This is a genomic window from Spiroplasma endosymbiont of Dioctria linearis, from assembly GCF_964030865.1.
Taxonomy (GTDB): domain Bacteria; phylum Bacillota_I; class Bacilli_A; order Mycoplasmatales; family Mycoplasmataceae; genus Spiroplasma_A.
This window is the reverse complement of record NZ_OZ034984.1, coordinates 859,496-878,263: the sequence shown is the minus strand read 5'-3', so window position 1 is coordinate 878,263 and position 18,768 is coordinate 859,496. Positions and strand designations below refer to the sequence as shown.

Here is an 18,768-nt window from a genome sequence, read left to right as displayed (position 1 = left end):
GCATGAGTATGTCAGCTGAAGAAATTTTAATTAATTGTGAAAAACAGTTTTCATTTATCAAAAAAGATATTGATGTATTAATTGAATATATTATTGAATTAATATCACATTGTGAGCAAATTGATAATTCAGGATTTTATAAAAAAGAAATTGAAAAGCTGTTAGAAGAATTAAAAAAGGAAGAAAAGGATTTGGCAAGAAATACTTATGAAAGAGATCTTTCTACAAATACACATGTTGCAATTGAAACTTATCATGAAATTCAAAGATATGCAGAGAGAAAACGTGATACGTTAGCTGAATTTAAAGTTCAGGTGGTTAGTTTAAAAAGAGATGTATTAATAAAAGAACAAGAGAATATTTTAAAAGTATTTACTAAAGATAATTTTAGGGATTTAATAAGTTTTAAAAATGAATTAATTAGTAAATATAAAAATGAAAAAGATAAACTTTTCATTAAAGAAATGTTTGAAAAAAATCAACATAGATTGATTAATAAAAAACCTGAAGAAATTATTAATTTAATAACTGAAGAACTAAAGCAGTTTAAAACTTCTAATAGAGTAATGAGTAAGGAAATAGTTAAAAATTCAATTCAATTATATAAAGAGGATTCAGATTTATTAACTGCTATTAAAGAGCAAGCTAATAAATTAATCTCCTTAAAAGAAACAAAAAATTATCAAAAAGATATAAAAGACTATTTTATAAGCTCATCAAAATTAGCTGAACAAGAAGCAATTAGAAAAGATAATGTAATAAAAATTGTTAAGTCAATAAGAGAAGTTGGTTATATAGTAAAAGAAGAAAATATAAGAAAAATAAAAGAGAAAAATTTAATTCTTATTCATGGTGAAAAACTGACTGGTGAAACAGCAGACTTTGTTGTAAAATTAGATGGAAGTTTTGTTTATAATTGAGAAGGGTTTGAAGGTCATGAGCATGATGCTGATGCTCAGGCTTTTTTAAATAAACTTAAAGAATTTAACTTACATTCAAGTAAAGAATTTAATAAGCAGTATAGAGAACCAAAATATATTGCTAAAAACAAGCAAAATATAAATAACAAAAAAAATAAGAACTCAAGTAAGTAGGTGAATTTATGAGTGTAAAGAGAGAATTAAACCAGTTAAAAAATTTAATAGGTATTAAAAAGGCAATTATAATTGAGGGGAATATAGATGATATTTATGAATTCGAGGGTAAATATGTAAATATCCACGATATAATTTTTAGTATTTTTGATCAAAAAAAATACTCTGATAAATTTATTTTTGACCAAAATTCTGGGCTAAAAGGAAAAAAAATAACGAGCCTAATTACTAGTTCTTCCATTAAATCAAGTAATGGAGAATTTATTGGTAATGAATTTGATGAGTTATTCAATGGTGATATTGATAAAAGCGATTTTAAAGATCATTTAGTTCTAAAAAAACCAATTGACTTCTTTACTCTTTTAAATAAAAATATTAATAGAGAAGATGAAAGAAAAATTGGCTTTGTAGCAGATTATACTAATTTTGTTTTCAGTGACCAAGGATTAGATGTTGATGATAGAGCTGTTTTAACAGAATTTTCAAAGACATTAAAAGAATCTAAATTTTCAATTTCAAGAATTGATGAACTAACAAACTGTATTGTTTTTTTAACTAAAAAAATAAATCAATTACCACCTAGTTTATACTTAGATAATCCTGAAATTATTATTTCAACATTACCAAAACCAAGTAGAGATGAAAGAAAGCAATTTTTATCTACAATTAAATTGAGAATTCAAGTTACAGATATCTCAACAGAGTTTGAAAATATAGTTGATGCAACAGAAGGTTGAACACTTAAAGAATTATCTCATTTTGCAAAGTTCAGTTGTAATTTTGCAACGCCAATTACTTTTAATAAAATGTTTAATATATACAATTATGGAGAAAAGACTTCTCCATGAGAAGAATTAAGTTATGAAAAAATGTTGACAATAAAACAAGAACTTTCTTCAAAAGTTATTGGACAAGATGAGGCTGTTGCAAAAGTAGCAAAAGTAATTTATAAGGCTTATACTGGGCTTACTGGAATAACTTTTTCTTCAAAAAGAAGTAAACCAAAAGGAACTTTATTTTTTGTAGGTCCAACTGGAACTGGAAAAACGGAACTTGCAAAAGCTATTACAACTTTTTTATTTAATGATGAGGCGAACCTTATAAGGTTTGATATGTCAGAGTATGGACAAGAAAATGCAGATCAGAAATTAATTGGAGCACCTCCTGGATATGTTGGTTTTGAGGGTGGAGGACAACTGACAAATTCAGTAAAAGAAAAACCATTTAGTGTAATTTTATTTGATGAGATTGAAAAGGCAAGTCCAAAAATATTTGATAAATTTTTACAAATTCTTGAAGATGGAAGATTAACAGATAATACTGGTCAAACAGTTAGTTTTAGTGAATCGTTTATAATATTTACTTCAAATATTGGAGCAGCAGAAGTTGATCCCAATCAAAGTGCAAGTGAAGTTCATAATCAATTTATAAAAAAAGTTCAAAATCATTTTACAAATGATTTAAATAGACCTGAACTTTTAGGAAGATTTGGAAATAATATAGTTCCTTTCAATTTTATAAAGGATTTAAATTTAAAAGCAAAAATAATACGTCAAAAAGTAAAACCAATCCAAATTGCAATTTATGAAAAGTATAAAGCTGAATTGCATATTGATTTAACTGATAGAACTTTAATTGAAATTATATTAAAAAATGCTGATGAAAGAAGAGGTGGAAGAGATGTTTTAAACTCCCTTGAAACTAATTTAGTAGATCCACTTTCAGAATTTATATTTCAGAATTTAAAAAGCATAAGAACTGGAACTAAAATTTTAACCTCAACAAATGAAGGAAAAATAATATTTAATATTAATGGCTAATTTAAATATTGGAAAATTTCTTATGAATAGTGAGATTGAAGGGCCAGGAATTAGGTTTGTTATTTGATTTCAAGGTTGCACTATTGGATGCAATGGATGTTCGAATCAGGAATTATTAGGTTTAGAAAAAAAGATGTTTATGCCAAATGAGTTTATTTATGAGAAAATCTTAGAGGCAAAGACTTTATTTAATATTGAAGGTATCACTCTAATTGGAGGGGAACCTTTTTTACAACCGGATGGCTTAAAGGAACTTGTTATTTGAAGTCAAAAAAATAATTTATCAGTAATTTGTTTTACGGGATATATTTATGAACAAATGTTCGAAGAACATAAGGATATTTTAAAAAATATAGATATTTTAATTGATGGACCATTTATTATGAAACTTTTAGATAAGAATAGAAGACTTATTGGTAGTAAAAATCAAAGAGTAATAAAAATAACAGATAGATATAAAAATTGTGATTATTTTGAACAACCACATTCAGAAGTTGAAATTCAAATCTATAATGATAGACTTTCAATGAATGGAGATGGTGTTATATTTGATAATGAAAATGGAGAGTTTAATTTTAAAATAAGATAGAAGGAAATAATTATGAGCTTTTTAGTTAAGAGTATGGTGAACTTCTTTTCGTTTTCTCTTTTATAAATTTATAAAAGAGAGGATATAGAAAATGAATAAAAATGTCAGTAATAAGATTTTAGATCTTACTTCAAGTGCTATGATGATTTCATTAGCAATGTGTTTAAAACTAATTTTTTCACCTTTACCAGGTGTAGACTTAACACTTTTAATTATTCTACTAACGGCATTGTTTTTGAAAGGTAATATTTCAATTTTATCAACAATTGGAATATCACTATTAAGTTTATTAATGCCAATAGATATTATTTTAAGCATTTGTACAATTACAATTTACTTATTTTTTAATATAACTATAATTTTATTTAGACATTTTTTATTAAAAAACAAAATTGTAGTTTATATAATTGCACCAGTATTTGCTTTAATGATTACAACCTTATATTTGCTAGTATCAATTTTTACGTATGGTAAGACTGAAGGTTACTCATTATATTTAACACATTTGCATGAGGCTTATATAATATTTTTTATGTACTGTGTAATAACACCTTTCTTATTAAAAAGATTTCAAAATCTATTTTTAAAAATTGAGGGAAGATATTCATCTATATATAATATTTCATTTAAAAAATATATTGAAGAAAGTGAGAATAACATTTTGAAGATTTCAAATAAAAAAATAAATTATAATATTCAATTGGCATCTATGATTATTTCAATGATGATTTTAATAAGTTATTTTAGTTTTGTTCCATATAAAATGGTAACAAAATTCAATGATATCAATTATTTAGCATCAATAATAATTGTTCCTATAATGATGTTATTTATAACTCCATCGTGAATTAAATTAGCTAAAAAAATTGGCAATTTAAATATTTTAAAAATTAACTCAATTGGATTATTGTTTGCTTTGGTATTTACATTTAGTTCATTTGAAACAAATAATTTTACTCTAGCTAATTCATTATTATTTACTGGATTAACTATGTTCGGGATTTTTGTAGCAGGGTTGTTGCCAATAAATATTGAGATTATAAAAAGTTTTGAAAGAAGGAATGGATTAAAAAATAAGACCTCTAAATATAATTCTATTTTTGGTTTTTTATTACTACCAATACCTTTTCTAATAGATTATTACTCAAAGAGTTTATATATATTATTCTTATTTATAGCAGTAATGATTATTCTTATTAGCTTATTCTTATTTAATGCAAATATTATGTCTGAGGGAAATGTGTTAAATATTAATAAGGATTCTTTTAAAACATTAAAAAGTAATAAAAAATTTTTTACTGAAATATTTATTCAAAATTACTTTATAGGATTTTTTAAATTTCTAGATTGATCCTTAGTATTGTTCTTTTTTCTAAGTTTTGAAAATAATAAAATTATGATGAGCACTGAAATAAAAAATGCGTCATTGTTATTATTTTTAATCTTTGGATTTATTTCAAAATATTTAGCTCAAGCAATTTTTGGAACTATTAAATTTAAAAATAGTAATGTAAATAGAATAGCAATGCTATTAACTATCATATCTGTTATTGGCTTTATAAGTTTTTTAATAACAAGTATTTATGTCAATTTCTCAAGTATAAATAATATTTACTACTCTTTATTAATTATTCTAATGTTTATATTTGGAACTGCTTATGCTTTAATTGAAAAAACTAAAGCTAAAAGATTTAAAAGCATTGTCACTGACGAAGAGTTTTCATTAGCTATGATTATTGATCATGTTATGGGGAATGCTTTCTTCTCATTAATTATTGCTAGTATATTTTTTATGATTATTTTATTAACTAAGGCTTCTATATTAGGAATGATTTTACTTATGTCCTCTTTTGTAGTTATTGCTTCAGTTTTATTAATAACAAATTCTTTATTAAAAAATAATAAAAAGGAGAACAATTAGTTCTCCTTTTGACTATAAAGATTAAATGTATTTTCTAATAAACAAGATATAGTCATAGGACCAACACCACCTGGAACAGGTGTAATATATTTAACTATTTCAAATACTTCATCAAATTTCACATCTCCACAATACTTGCCATCCACGAAATTAGCACCTACATCAATTATTGTCATTTTATCATTCACAAAATCCTTAGTAACTAAATTTGCAGCACCAGCAGCACTAATTAGAACATCTGCATTTTTACAAATTCTTTTTAAATCTTTTGTTTTAGTATTGCATACTGTAACTGTAGCTGATTTATTAATAAGCATATTAGCAAGAGGTTTTCCTACAATATTGCTTCTTCCAATTATTACAATATTTGCCCCAATTAAATTAATTTTTTTTCACTCTAGTAACTTTATGATTCCATAAGGTGTTGCGGGATAAATATTTGATTTATTTAACATTACATTTCCTAAATTTATAGGAGTAAAGCCATCAGCGTCTTTTAAAGGAGAAATTGTATCTGTAATTTCTTTTTCATTAATATGTGAAGGTAATGGAAGTTGGACAATTATTCCATCAACTGTTAAATCTTTATTTAACTTTTCAATTTCTCTAACTATTTCACTTTGTTTAATATTTTCCTGATACTTTTTTAACTCACCAATAATTCCTACTTTTTCACAAGCATTTAATTTATTTTTTATGTACTTATTACTTGCAAAATTATCGCCAATTTGAATTATTGTTAATTTTGGTTTTCTTTTTCCATTTATTTGCTCTATACTATTTTTGAGACGAGTATTTAATTCCTGAGCATAAAATTTACCATCTATTATTTTATTCATGACTTAAATCCTTTCTAAGAAACATTCTAAAGGTGATTATAATGGAAAAAATCTTAAAAGCATTAAATAAGCTAAAAATTGATCAAAAAGATTTTGATTTTTATGGCAAAAATATTGTAAAAATTAACTATGAAAAGTATATGAATAATAAAAGAGGTAAGTTAATATTAATGACTTCAATAAATCCTACTCCAGCAGGAGAAGGTAAAACAACTACAGCAATTGGTTTAGCTGATGGAATGAATCATATTGGTAAAAATGTAATTTTAGCTCTTAGAGAACCTAGTTTAGGACCAGTATTTGGTAGAAAAGGAACTGCAACTGGTGGAGGAGAAAGTGAAGTTATTCCAATGGATGAAATTAACTTACACTTTACTGGAGATATTCACGCTATTACAACAGCAAATAATTTAATCTCAGCACAGATAGACTCTGAAATTTATTGAAAGAGTGATATTAAAATTGATCCAAATCAAGTTATATGAAAAAGATGTTTGGATTTAAATGATAGAGCTTTAAGAAATGTTGATATTAAAATAAGTAGTAAAGTTTCTAGAAAAGAACAATTTACAATAACTGCAGCAAGTAATATGATGACAATTTTAAGCTTATCTAAAAGTTTAGAAGATTTAAGAATTAGATTAGATAATTCTCTAATTGCCTATGATTTAAAAGGAAAAGAGATATTTTTAAAGCAATTAAAAATTACAGGATCTTTAATGGCTATTTTAAAAAATGCAATTAAACCAAATTTGGTTTTAACAAAATATGATACTCCAGCCTTAATTCATTGTGGCCCATTTGCAAATATTGCTACAGGAACAAACTCAATTATTTCAACAAATTTAGCATTAAACTTAGGAGATTATTGCATTGTTGAATCAGGGTTTGGGAGTGATTTAGGATTTGAAAAGTACATCAATGTAGTAAATCAAGATAATGATTTAATCCCAGATTGTACAGTAATGGTTGTCACTTTAAGAGCACTAAATTTGCACAAAGATTTTGAAAATAATTTTGATCATTTAGAAAAACATTTAAAACATGTTAGCCAATATAATTTAAATTTAATTGTTGCAATAAACTTTATTGAAAATGATAGTTTAGAGCAATTGGAGCAATTAAAAAAATGATTAGATGAGAATAACTATTTATGAGAAATGAATGAAGCCTATATTAAAGGAGCAGTAGGTGCTCAGGCTTTGGCTAAAAAAGTAGCTGAAATTTGTAATATTAAACAAAATTTTAAAAGTTTAATTAAAGAGAATGAAAAAATTGAAGAAAAAATAAAAAAAATAATCAACAATTTTTATTATTTGAAAGATTTTGAGATTAGCAAAAAAGCTCAAGAGAAAATAAAGGCTATTAATAAGACAGTATATAAAAATCTTCCAGTATGCATGGTTAAATCGGCAAATTCAATTGATGGAAATGATAGAAATTTAAAAAGCTATAAAATTGTTGTTGAGGATATAATTGTAAATAGTGGAGCTAAATTTATTCTTGTTTATACAAATAATGTTATGAGCATGCCTGGATTAAATAAAACTCCAAACTCAAAAGATATTGATTTGCAAAACGGTATAGTTTTAGGACTAAAATAGAAATAAAAAAAATGGAGTTAAAACTCCATTTTTTTATTATTTATAAATTATTTTTTGAAATAATTTAATCCTAAAACTTCTAAACTAGCTAATGTAATAAAGTTATATGGTTTATTAAAGTGAGGCAAGAAGAAGATATCAACTAATGGTAATTCATCAATTGTAAGTCCTTTTTGAATTCCTAAAGCAAACATATACATAACTTCTGTATGGTTATTTACAGAAGCAACTTGTGCCCCAATAATTCTTCTTGATTTTTTCTCTCAAATAATTTTAATTCATACGTCTTTATAAGTTGACATAAATTCAGGTCTATCAGAATCTTTAAACATAACTTCTTCTACATCAAGTCCAAAGCGTTTACATGCTTCCATAGAAATACCAACTGAAGCCATTTTTCATCCAAATACTTCAATTCCATTTGCTCCAGTGAATCCTGGGCTTTTTAATTTATTTCCTTGAGTAATATTAGCAGCTGCTAGAATACCAGTTCTTACAGCAGTAGTTGCTAATGCGATTTGAGTATCTTTTTTCATTGAACAGTTGTAAACTTGAGCACAGTCACCAACTGCATAGATATCTTTGTTAGAAGATTGCATAAATTCATTTGTTTTAATTGCTCCTCTTTCATCAAGATCAATTACACCTTTTAATAATTGTGTTTGAGGAATAACTCCAACAGAGAATACTACATAATCAACTGCAATTTCACCTTTATCTGTAATAACTTTAGTTACTTTTCCGTTTTTTCCTTCAAATTTAACAACTTTTTGTCCAAGAGCTAAATTAACTCCTTTTTCCTTCATTGTTTCTTCTACTAATCCAGTAAATTCACTATCGTAATATACTGGCATAATTCTATCTGCAATATCGATTAATGATACTTTTTTCTTGTTTGCAACAAAAGCATCTACTAATTCAACTCCAATGTATCCAGCTCCAACAACAGCAACTTTTTTAATAGCAGGATTATCATTAGCAGCCTTAATAACTTTGGCATGGTGGAAATTCTTACAAATTTGAACACCTTCTAAATCAATTCCTTCAATTGGAGGGAATATTGGTCATGTACCTGATGCTATTACTAATTTGTCGTAATTATCATCAAATTCTTCTCCTGTTTTTAAGTTTTTTACTCTGATTGTTTTTTTCTTTGCATCCATACCAATTCATTGATGTTGCATTTTAACATTTATGTTTTCACTTTCTAAAATTTCAGGTGAAGCATAAAATAAACCATTTGGGTCTTTTACTTCTCCTCTAACTCATAAAGCGATTCCACAACCTAGAAATGATATGTTATCATTTTGATCATAAGTTGTAATTTCCATGTTTTTATCTAATCTTCTTAAAGTTCTAACTGCTGTTGTTCCAGCATGATTAGTTCCAATTACTATAGTTTTCATTTGTTTTGCTCCTTAATCTTTTTACATTATAATAATATATGAATAATGTAGCAATTTTAAAAGAATTGGAATAATTTATTTAAAATAAAAATGAGTATAAATAATTTTTTAAATAAAAGGTGGTAAAAAATGTTTTTAAGAGTAAATGGAGATATAAGCTATTATCTAAAAAGATCAGGTTTTGTTAAGTATTTTGATGAGAATAATCTTTCTAGAAAATCAAAGTGATATATTAAAAGAGTTGAGAAGAAAATAAATGATAAAAATACATTTACTTATTTTAAACATTGAATTCTTTGAAGGTGAATAAATGCCAACTTTAAACTTTCAGAAGGTTTTATTGGTAAACTAAAAAGAAATATAAAAAAATTGGAACTAACTTTAAATTCTAAAGAAGAAAGATTTATTAGAGATATGGAGGAATTGGTTTTTAACTCTTGAAGGCCCCTAAAACAATTTCCAGTTAGATTTCAACTAGAAAAAAAAGAAAGAATAAATTTAATTCAAACTAGTGTAAATGTCCACAACTATAATCCAGAAGTTGCTGAAAAAAAGATTCAATTAATGGGAATTTATGATTGTTATTTCTCAAATCAAAATATTTTTCTAACTGATAGTAATCAAAATGTTCTTAAAACAATTGAATTTTCTTCAATTTTAGATGTCTCCATTGAAACTTTTGGCGTAATAATTTCTATTAAAAATAAAAAGTACTTATTTAGGGGAAAAAATAGATTGCTTACCTATGTATTATTACAAAGAATGATTCCAAGATTGGGTCTTAAATTAGAAGCCACAGAAGGGTTATATAATTATTTTGATTTTTGAAATAAATTAATTTCAAAAATTAGTTAATATATGAATATAAGAGGAGAAGTATACTTATGAAAATTATAAAAATTAGTGATAACAATGAAGCAGGTAAAATTGTAAGTGATTTAATATTAAATGAAGTTAAGTCTAATTCTAATATTGTTCTAGGTTTAGCAACAGGAAGCTCACCTGTTACAACCTATGAAAATATTATTGTTAAATCAAAAGAACTAAATATTGATTGAAGTAAAGTTACAACTTTTAATTTGGATGAATATAAAGGATTGAGTTCAGAACATAGTCAATCTTATAGATATTTTATGAACAATAAACTTTTTGATCACATTAATATTGATCAAAAAAACACTTTTGTACCAAGTGGAATGATTGAAACTAATAATGAAGCACAAAAATATGATGAATTAATTTCTCAAAAGGGTGGAATAGATTTACAACTTTTAGGTTTAGGAATTAATGGTCATGTTGGCTTTAATGAGCCAGGAAGTGATTTTGAGGGGTTAACTTCAATAGTTAAATTAACAAAATCTACTATTGAAGCAAACTCAAGATTTTTTGAAAATGAAAAAGATGTACCAACTGAAGCAATATCAATGGGCTTGAAATCAATTATGAATGCAAAAAAAATTATTTTAATTGCAACGGGCTCAGCAAAGGCAGAAGCTGTTAAAAACTTAGTAGAAGGGCCAATATCAAAAAATTGACCTTGTTCAATTTTGTTAAATCACAAAGATGTAACAGTAGTAATTGACAATGAAGCTGCTAGGTTATTAAAATAAGTTAACTCTTAAGGGGTTTTTTATTTTAATTAATTTGCAACATTATAATATGGTGTAAAATTATAGTGTAATCATTAGAGGAGCATATAAAAATGAGAAAAAAAATTATTGTAGGAAACTGAAAAATGTTCAAAACAAACTCACAAGCAATCAAATTTATTGAAGCTGTGGATTCAAAAGTTAAAGTAGATAAAAATATTATTGCAGGTATCGCTGTGCCTTCAATTATGCTAAGCGATGTACAAAAAGTTGCTAAGAATATAGCAATTGCAGCACAAAATTGTTACTTTGAAAAAGAAGGAGCATTTACTGGTGAAATATCAGTTCCAATGTTGCAAGATTTAGGTATTAAATATGCAGTTATTGGTCACTCAGAAAGAAGAGATTTTTTTGGCGAAACTGATGAAATGATAAATAATAAAGCAAAAAGCTTATTAGCAGCAAATATTACTGCAATTTTATGTTGCGGAGAAAGTTTGAAAACTTATGAAAGTGGTAAAACAATTGAATGAGTTAAAAATCAAATTACTAATGGATTTGCAGGGATATCAGCTCAAGATGCTAAAAAAGTAGTTATTGCTTATGAACCAATTTGAGCAATTGGAACTGGAAAAGTTGCAACTCCACAAATAGCTCAAAATGTTTGTAAAGAAATAAGAGAGATTATAAAGGGACTTTATAATCAAGAAGTTGCAGATGAAATTTTAATTCAATATGGTGGAAGTGTTAAACCAGAAAATATTAAAGAAATTTTAGAGCAAGCGGATATAGATGGAGCACTAGTTGGTGGTGCATCATTAATTGAAGATTCTTATCTTGGATTAGTAAATTACAAAGGTTAATTTATAAATATGAATTATAAAATTTTAGCCTTAGATATGGATGGTACCACTTTTAAATCTTTAGATGATATTGTAATGGAAAATGTGGAACCAATCAATCAAGCCATTGAAAAAAATATAAAAGTGGTTTTTGTAACTGGAAGACCAATTCACACAAAATTAAATAGATTAGAGTTATTTAATTTTAAAAATGATGGAGCTATTTTTGCTGCATTTAATGGAGCATTAATTTATGATTTAAAAGAGAATAAATCAATCGATGCAAATCCAATTGATAAAAAAACAGCTCTTAAAGCTTTTGAAATTTTAAAAACTGACAAAGATTTTAGCGAAATAGAACTTTGAGCATATACTGTAAATGATAAATTGAGTTATATTAATATGCCAATTGAAAAAGGAAAAGTTTTAAAACATGAAACTCATTTTTTTGACTATGAACCTGTAGTTTATAATTCAAGTATGGAAATGTTAGATTGTCATAAAATATTGACAATGAATACTAATAAAAAATATGTAGAAAAATTAAGAGAAATTGGTTTAGAGGTTTCTTGAACAGAAGGTTCATTAGCAGGAGAAGTTACTAAAAAGGGTATTAATAAAAAATATGCATTAGAATTTTTATCTAAAAAGTTTTCTATTAAAAAAGAAGAAATCTTGGCAATGGGTGATGGTGCAAATGATGTTCCAATGTTTGAATTTGCAGGATTATCAATAGCTCCTGCAAATGCACATGATGAAATTAAGGCAAAGGCAACTGAAGTATCTCAATATACAAATTTAGAAGGTGCTGTGGCCAAAGCAATAAAAAAATATATACTAGGAGAGTAAAAATGAAAACAAAAAAACCAGTAGTATTGGCAATATTAGATGGATGAGGAATTGCAGAACAACAAAAAGGTAATGCTGTTTTTCAAGCAAACATGGAGTTTGTAGAAAGTCTTAAAAAGCAATATCCGTGAGCAAGTTCTCATGCAAGTGGTGAATGAGTTGGACTTCCAGAAGGACAAATGGGGAATTCTGAAGTAGGTCATATTCACTTAGGAGCGGGAAGAATTAAGTATGAATCATTAACACTAATTAATAAAGCAATTAGTGATAATAAATTTGAGTCAAATGATGAAATTCAAAAGGCAATTAAAAACTCATTAGATAAAAATAGTGCTTTTCATATAATGGGGTTATTTTCTGATGGTGGAGTTCATTCACATATGAATCATATGTTTGCAACTTTTAAAGCTGCTGCAAAGGCAGGAGTTAAAGAAATTTATATTCATTTATTTACAGATGGAAGAGATACAAAACCAATTGTTGCTTTAAATTACTTAGAACAATTAAATGCTTTATTTAAAGAATATAAAGTTGGACAAGTAGGTTCAATTTCAGGAAGATTCTTTTCAATGGATAGAGATAAAAGAATGGAAAGAGTTGCAGAAGGTTATAAATCATTAGTAGATAGAAATTGTGAAAATTCATTTACAGATCCTGCAAAATATATTCAGTCGCAATATGATTTAGGAAAAGATGATGAAGGTATCTTACCAGCTTATAATAAAACTTGTGAAAATGGTTTTATAAAAAAAGGTGATACACTAGTTTTTATAAACTTTAGACCAGATAGAGCAATTCAAATGGCAAGTACATTTACAAATAAAAATTATGAAGCGTGAAGTGATCAAAACTTTAAAAATTTAACTTTCTTAGGTGATCAAATATATTTCTTATGTATGATGGAATACTCAGACTCAGTTAAATCAAATCATATTGCTTTTAAATCAATTGAGGTAATCAATGGTTTAGGTGAATGATTAAGTAAAAAGGGTTATAAACAATTAAGAATTGCTGAAACTGAAAAGATAGCTCATGTCACTTTCTTTTTTGATGGAGGAAAAGATTATTTTAAAAATGGTTTAGCAACACAAGAGGAAATAAAACTTAAAGGTGCTTCAATAGATTTAATTGCTTCACCTAAAGTTGCAACTTATGATTTAAAACCAGAAATGTCTGCAGTTGAAATTACTGATAGATTAGTTGAAAGAATAGAGTCACAAGAATTTGACTTAATTGTTTTAAACTATGCTAACTGTGATATGGTTGGACATACAGGTGATTTACAAGCAGCAATTAAAGGTGTAAAAACTTTAGATAAACAATTAGAAAGAGTTTATCAGGCGTGTGAAAAAAATGGCTCTACAATGATTATTACAGCTGATCATGGTAATGCTGAAATTATGATTGATAAAGAAGGTGGACCTAACAAAAAACATACAAGTCAGCCAGTACCAATTATAATAACAGACAAGTCAATTAAAATTAGAAAAAAAGATGCTGCAATTGCTGATGTAGCAACAACAATATGTGAAATTCTGGGGGTAGAAACTCCAAAAGAAATGACCCAACCATCATTAATTGAAAAATAAAAAAATAGAAAGCCTTATGCAAATTGCATAAGGCTTTCTATTTTTCTTTTTAAATAATTTATAAATTTTAAAAGATTATTTAGTTACATTTGGGTTATCTTGTATTGCTCAATCATACATTTTTTTTAGATGGTCTTTTGTTTCATTGTTTGAGTATTTATCATTTAAAAAAATATCTGAAAGTCTTATAAATTCTTCTTTACTTACTGCACTAAAAATAATTTTTCTTCCATTATCTATTTCAAGTTCCTTTGAATAGTTTTCATTAAATTGGAATACCTTATAAGAATATATTAACATTCAAAATCTAAAAATTATATCTTTTTGTTTAGTGATAGAGTTAAGATTATAATTCATTCGCTCCTTCTCTTGCTCTTCTTCAGTCATTTTTTCAAATTCAATTCTTATTTTATATTCAGTTCACTCTTTTTCATAATTAATCTTTAAACTATCAGATTTACTTGCTGCAGTTTTTACAGTTTTTTCAATTTCTTCAATATTTTTTGGTTACTCAGATGGTATAAAGTAGTCTTCATCATCGATATCAGTTTGACAGCTAATAATATTTAAACTGGGCATAACTGTTAATGATATAGAAAATAATGTTAATAATAGTTTTTTCATAATTCACCTCTTTAAAAACTTTACAATAAATTCTCTATTTATTGTAAAAAATATAAAAAGTATTGTAATTTATTTATGAGTAATAGGCGACTTTGTACTCTTTATAATCAATAAATGGAGGTTTTATGAAAGGACTAATATTAAATGCTATAAAACAAGAACAACTAAAATTAATTAAGGAATTTGGTAAATTACTTGCAGATACTTATGAGAAGCCAGAAAAAAGCAATTTTTGCAAAGTAACCTGAGTCTTAAAAAAAGATATATTGCTTATGATGTTTTTGGTCAATCAATAGAGAGTGGAAATTCAGAAGAAGAAGCAATTAGGGCATTAAAAAGCACAATTTCATTACAGTCAAAAATGACACATAAAAAAGAAATAGAGTCATGAAATAATGTTAAAAAGTCTTATGATTCAATTATTTCCGATGGAAGGTATTTAGTTTATAAATTAAAAGATATAAAAACTAATAGCTACATTTATTATGCTTCTCAGGAAATGGCTTTAAAAGCAGCTCTTTCAAATGCTAGAGTCAATGGTGATGTAAATAAAACATCAATTGATAAATATATGTATACTTATCATCACTCTTTAACTGGAAAAGAAATTAGTGTAATTTTTTATAACAATGATATTAACTCAGCTATTGATAAAATCTTTCTTAAAATTGATACTAAAAGACGAGTTTTGAATTAATTTTAAAGTTTTATCTAAAAAGTTTGTTATTTATTGAGTAACAAACTTTTTTTATTTTCTGTAACTCTTTCAAAAATAATTGGAATAAGAATTATCAATGATAAAAAATAAATATGTATTAAAAAGAAACCAGAAAAAGCTGATGAGACGAATTCAATATTTTTATTTTCATATATTTTAAGTAATTTTAATATTGTAACTATTGTCATTATGAGATTAGTTCCCAATGAGAATAAGTATAAGAGTATATAAGCTATATAATATAATTCACTGTCTTTTTCACTGAAGTTATAATTTGAAAATATTGTTAACTTATAAATTGAAGCTGAGATAAAAATTAAACCCAAAGAAATTTTTGAGTAAGCAATTATTTTTTCTTGTTGAGATAAAATAATTATCTCTTTATTTTTATTTATTTTATTTTCTTTTAAAAAAGTATTATTAATTCATATTAATAAATATTGACACAAAGTAATTAAAAGTAAACAACCTATAGAACCAATTACAATAAGTTCTAATCCATTAAGAACAAATGGATTAAAGAAAAAATAGGGGGTGGACAGAACACTAACAGATAAATCTAAAACTCATTCATAATTTTCTTCAAGCCAAATAATTTCACTATTTGGAGTTTGCATCATAAAATGTTCAGTACCAAAATTATTCATTATCAGCATTCTAATTAAAACAAAAAACAAATAAAACATTGGATATATTCAACCAATTAATAAATTTTTTTTATATCAAGTTTTTGTATCAACTTTTTCTCTTTTTACTATAAAAAAATAATAACCCATAGCAATTAAATATGTTACAAGATGTGTAGTAACTGTAATAAATCACTTAATAAAAGTATTATATTGATTAGATCATAGTACTAATGGATATTCTTTTGAACCTGACAAAGCAGACCAAAAGAGGACCATTGTTAAAGTAAAATAACTTAAAAAATTAATTCATGCAACTTTTCCTGGTTTTCATAAACCCCATTTTCCATTTAAAGCAACAAATAAAAAGAATATAAAAAACATTCAGTTTGTTTGCGTAGTTCAAAAAGCCATATCTGCAAAAATTTTATTTAATCATGTAAAAATATGATATCTAGGTGCTGGATTAATTTGAGCCATAGTTGCAGAGAGCATTAAAAAAGCAAAAAAATAAATAAAAAAGATATATCATGCTATTATTTTCACTCAGTTTTTCATTTTATTCTCTACCTCTAATTAAATGCTTATTGAACATTAAATTTTTATTTTTTATCAACCATTATTTACAACTTTTCTATTTTTTAGAGTTTTTTCAATATGAATAACTGCTTGCATAGATTCATAAACTCCAGAAACTAAGTTTCTAACTTTTGTAGGATAAATGCAACAATCACCAGCTGCATAAATTCCAACTACATTAGTTTGCATAGTATAATCTACTTCAAATCTATTTAAATTATTTATATTTAATTTTAGATTTTCAAATTTTTGCTTTTCAATTGTTTGTCCAAATTGAACAATAATTGAGTCAAATTCTAGATCTAACTCCTCATTTGTATTAATATTGCTTATTTTTATTTTCTTTGCAATATCTTTATTATGCTCTAAAATTTTAACAAAATTATATGGTGTTAAAAATATAACATTATTTTTTTGTGCCTCTTCAATACTTGCTGGTTTTGCTCTAAATTCTTCTCTTCTGTGAATTATAGTAACTGATTTAGCAATATTATTGCTAAGTTCATTTGCTCAATCAAGTGATGAGTCACCTCCACCAAAAATTAATACATTATGGTCTTTAAAAGCACTCATATTTGTAATTGAATAAAATATATTATCATAATCTTTTTTAACCAGTGGTATCGGTTTAGATAAGCCCATACCATCTGTAAAAAGAACTCTTTTATATTTTCTCTTTTTTTTATTAGAAAATTTAACTTCAAATCAATTCTCATGGCCAATTTCTTCTGGTTTTATTATATTTATTTCTAAAACATATGTATTATAAATTGCCATAATTTCATTATCTTCTTTTTTAATTGCTTCATACATTTGATCCATAGCTTCTTGTGCTTGAATTTTTGGAATTGCTGGAAAATTATAAATATATTTTTCTGGATAATAGGTACTAACTTGACCACCATATGTGTCTTTTGACTCAACTATATCACCAGTTAATTTTAATTCGGCTGCCATTTTTCAAGCATATAGTCCCGCAGAACCACAGCCAATTATTAAAATATCTTTAACCATAATTACCTCCAAAATAGTGCAAATTCATTATATCATATATACATATAGGCAAAGGAGTATTGCTAAATGAGATTAGAAATTTGCAATCTTGATGAATTAACTACAATTATTAAAATAATTTTGCCTAAAATTAAGGAAAATAGTTGCTTAATTCTTGAGGGAGAAATGGGTTCTGGAAAGACTACATTTAGTAAATACTTGCTTAAAGCAATGGGATTAAAAGAATTGGTGACTTCACCAACTTTTACAATAATGCACCAATATCAAATTGATAAATTAAAAGTAAATCATATTGACGCTTATAGGTTAACTCCAAAAGAAGATGGTGAAATGTATTTAGAAGAAATGTTTAATTCCTTTAATATAGTTGAATGAAGTCAAAATTTAGCAATTGATTATTTTAGATATTTTAATGTAATAAAAATATCAATTGAAATAATTTCTGAAACCAAAAGAATTTTTTCTATAGAGGAGAATAATTAAATGAATCTTTTTTTAGATACTAGTAATAATAAATTGATTATCATTTTAGAAAAAAATAATAAAGTTATCGATACTTTATTTTTAGACAATCAAATAAGAGTAAGTGATATTGTAATGAATGAACTTATTATTTTTTTAAATAAGAACAACTTAACTATAAAAGAAATAGAGAATTTATATGCAATAAAGGGTCCAGGAAGTTACACAGGTGTAAGGGTGGCTATTACTATTGTAAAAACATTGAAAACTTTAAATGAGAAATTTAATGTCTTTACTTTATCGTCATTAGCATTTCAAGCTGGTAATAATAAGGCCATAAGTGTATTAGATGCAAGGGGAGCTAAAATATATTTAGGAATTTATGATGGTGGTAAAAATATTATTGAAGATCAATTATTACCTTTTGAATATCTTGATGATTTTCAAAAACAATTTTCAGATTTTAGTTTAGTTACAGATTATAAGGATATTGATTTTAAAAAATGCTATTTTGAAACTAAGTCACTTTTTGTTGAAATAAAGGATTTAAAAGATATTAAACCATTGTATATAAAAAGTTTTATATAAGAAAAGGAGTTTTAT

The 18,768-nt window shown here is 25.6% G+C and carries 19 protein-coding genes; 14 read left to right on the top strand and 5 right to left on the bottom strand.

The window, feature by feature from the left end:
* Positions 1–2 precede the first annotated feature (2 nt).
* From AAHM84_RS03790 to AAHM84_RS03775, 4 genes are all read left to right on the top strand, one after another.
* Positions 3–1,094, top strand: coding sequence for a hypothetical protein (locus tag AAHM84_RS03790; RefSeq protein ID WP_342258604.1), 1,092 nt, complete (start codon positions 3–5; stop codon positions 1,092–1,094).
* 8 nt (positions 1,095–1,102) lie between these two features.
* A complete protein-coding gene (locus AAHM84_RS03785) occupies positions 1,103–2,914 on the top strand; it encodes an AAA family ATPase (protein ID WP_342258603.1) in 1,812 nt (603 codons plus the stop codon).
* 22 nt (positions 2,915–2,936) lie between these two features.
* Positions 2,937–3,503: a 4Fe-4S single cluster domain-containing protein gene (locus AAHM84_RS03780; RefSeq protein ID WP_342258602.1), complete on the top strand. Its 567-nt coding sequence runs from the start codon at positions 2,937–2,939 to the stop codon at positions 3,501–3,503.
* A gap of 91 nt (positions 3,504–3,594) precedes the next feature.
* Entirely contained in the window at positions 3,595–5,424 is a 1,830-nt protein-coding gene (locus tag AAHM84_RS03775) for a hypothetical protein (protein ID WP_342258601.1), read from the top strand.
* On the opposite strand, the gene AAHM84_RS03770 is transcribed toward AAHM84_RS03775, so the two are convergent.
* Positions 5,421–6,263 (bottom strand): bifunctional 5,10-methylenetetrahydrofolate dehydrogenase/5,10-methenyltetrahydrofolate cyclohydrolase, encoded by an 843-nt coding sequence (locus tag AAHM84_RS03770; protein WP_342258600.1) that lies wholly within the window; start codon positions 6,261–6,263, stop codon positions 5,421–5,423. The genes AAHM84_RS03775 and AAHM84_RS03770 overlap by 4 nt on opposite strands.
* Before the next feature lie 41 nt (positions 6,264–6,304).
* Between AAHM84_RS03770 and AAHM84_RS03765 the strand changes: the two genes are divergently transcribed.
* The gene (locus tag AAHM84_RS03765; protein WP_342258599.1) at positions 6,305–7,867 is read left to right on the top strand and encodes a formate--tetrahydrofolate ligase; all 1,563 of its coding nucleotides are present in this window, start codon (positions 6,305–6,307) and stop codon (positions 7,865–7,867) included.
* Between the two features lie 47 nt (positions 7,868–7,914).
* On the opposite strand, the gene AAHM84_RS03760 is transcribed toward AAHM84_RS03765, so the two are convergent.
* The gene (locus tag AAHM84_RS03760) at positions 7,915–9,273 is read right to left on the bottom strand and encodes an FAD-dependent oxidoreductase (protein WP_342258598.1); all 1,359 of its coding nucleotides are present in this window, start codon (positions 9,271–9,273) and stop codon (positions 7,915–7,917) included.
* Between the two features lie 129 nt (positions 9,274–9,402).
* On the opposite strand from AAHM84_RS03760, the gene AAHM84_RS03755 reads away from it, so the two are divergent.
* From AAHM84_RS03755 to gpmI, 5 genes are all read left to right on the top strand, one after another.
* Entirely contained in the window at positions 9,403–10,128 is a 726-nt protein-coding gene (locus AAHM84_RS03755; RefSeq protein ID WP_342258597.1) for a hypothetical protein, read from the top strand.
* Between the two features lie 29 nt (positions 10,129–10,157).
* Positions 10,158–10,883 (top strand): glucosamine-6-phosphate deaminase, encoded by a 726-nt coding sequence (nagB, locus tag AAHM84_RS03750; RefSeq protein WP_342258596.1) that lies wholly within the window; start codon positions 10,158–10,160, stop codon positions 10,881–10,883.
* Between the two features lie 92 nt (positions 10,884–10,975).
* Entirely contained in the window at positions 10,976–11,725 is a 750-nt protein-coding gene (gene tpiA, locus AAHM84_RS03745) for a triose-phosphate isomerase (RefSeq protein ID WP_342258595.1), read from the top strand.
* 9 nt (positions 11,726–11,734) lie between these two features.
* Positions 11,735–12,553: an HAD family hydrolase gene (locus AAHM84_RS03740; protein ID WP_342258594.1), complete on the top strand. Its 819-nt coding sequence runs from the start codon at positions 11,735–11,737 to the stop codon at positions 12,551–12,553.
* A 2-nt stretch (positions 12,554–12,555) separates the two neighbouring features.
* Positions 12,556–14,142 carry a 2,3-bisphosphoglycerate-independent phosphoglycerate mutase gene (gene gpmI, locus AAHM84_RS03735; RefSeq protein ID WP_342258593.1) on the top strand — a complete coding sequence of 529 codons (1,587 nt, stop codon included), beginning with the start codon at positions 12,556–12,558 and terminating at the stop codon, positions 14,140–14,142.
* Positions 14,143–14,217: 75 nt separating this feature from the next.
* On the opposite strand, the gene AAHM84_RS03730 is transcribed toward gpmI, so the two are convergent.
* Positions 14,218–14,499 (bottom strand): hypothetical protein, encoded by a 282-nt coding sequence (locus tag AAHM84_RS03730; protein WP_342258592.1) that lies wholly within the window; start codon positions 14,497–14,499, stop codon positions 14,218–14,220.
* Positions 14,500–14,891: 392 nt separating this feature from the next.
* Here AAHM84_RS03730 and AAHM84_RS03725 point away from each other — a divergent pair, with 392 nt between their 5' ends.
* Positions 14,892–15,062, top strand: coding sequence for a hypothetical protein (locus AAHM84_RS03725; protein WP_342258591.1), 171 nt, complete (start codon positions 14,892–14,894; stop codon positions 15,060–15,062).
* Entirely contained in the window at positions 14,999–15,463 is a 465-nt protein-coding gene (locus AAHM84_RS03720; RefSeq protein WP_342258590.1) for a hypothetical protein, read from the top strand. The genes AAHM84_RS03725 and AAHM84_RS03720 overlap by 64 nt, the downstream gene beginning before the upstream one ends.
* A gap of 26 nt (positions 15,464–15,489) precedes the next feature.
* Here the strand turns inward: AAHM84_RS03720 and AAHM84_RS03715 are convergent, their stop codons facing one another.
* Both AAHM84_RS03715 and AAHM84_RS03710 read right to left on the bottom strand, forming a co-directional pair.
* Positions 15,490–16,668 (bottom strand): hypothetical protein, encoded by a 1,179-nt coding sequence (locus tag AAHM84_RS03715; protein ID WP_342258589.1) that lies wholly within the window; start codon positions 16,666–16,668, stop codon positions 15,490–15,492.
* A 51-nt stretch (positions 16,669–16,719) separates the two neighbouring features.
* Positions 16,720–17,703 carry an NAD(P)/FAD-dependent oxidoreductase gene (locus AAHM84_RS03710; RefSeq protein ID WP_342258588.1) on the bottom strand — a complete coding sequence of 328 codons (984 nt, stop codon included), beginning with the start codon at positions 17,701–17,703 and terminating at the stop codon, positions 16,720–16,722.
* A 66-nt stretch (positions 17,704–17,769) separates the two neighbouring features.
* Between AAHM84_RS03710 and tsaE the strand changes: the two genes are divergently transcribed.
* Entirely contained in the window at positions 17,770–18,186 is a 417-nt protein-coding gene (tsaE, locus tag AAHM84_RS03705) for a tRNA (adenosine(37)-N6)-threonylcarbamoyltransferase complex ATPase subunit type 1 TsaE (RefSeq protein ID WP_342258587.1), read from the top strand.
* Complete coding sequence (tsaB, locus tag AAHM84_RS03700) at positions 18,187–18,753, top strand: tRNA (adenosine(37)-N6)-threonylcarbamoyltransferase complex dimerization subunit type 1 TsaB (RefSeq protein WP_342258586.1); 567 nt, start codon at positions 18,187–18,189, stop codon at positions 18,751–18,753. It begins immediately after the preceding gene.
* Positions 18,754–18,768: the final 15 nt, after the last annotated feature.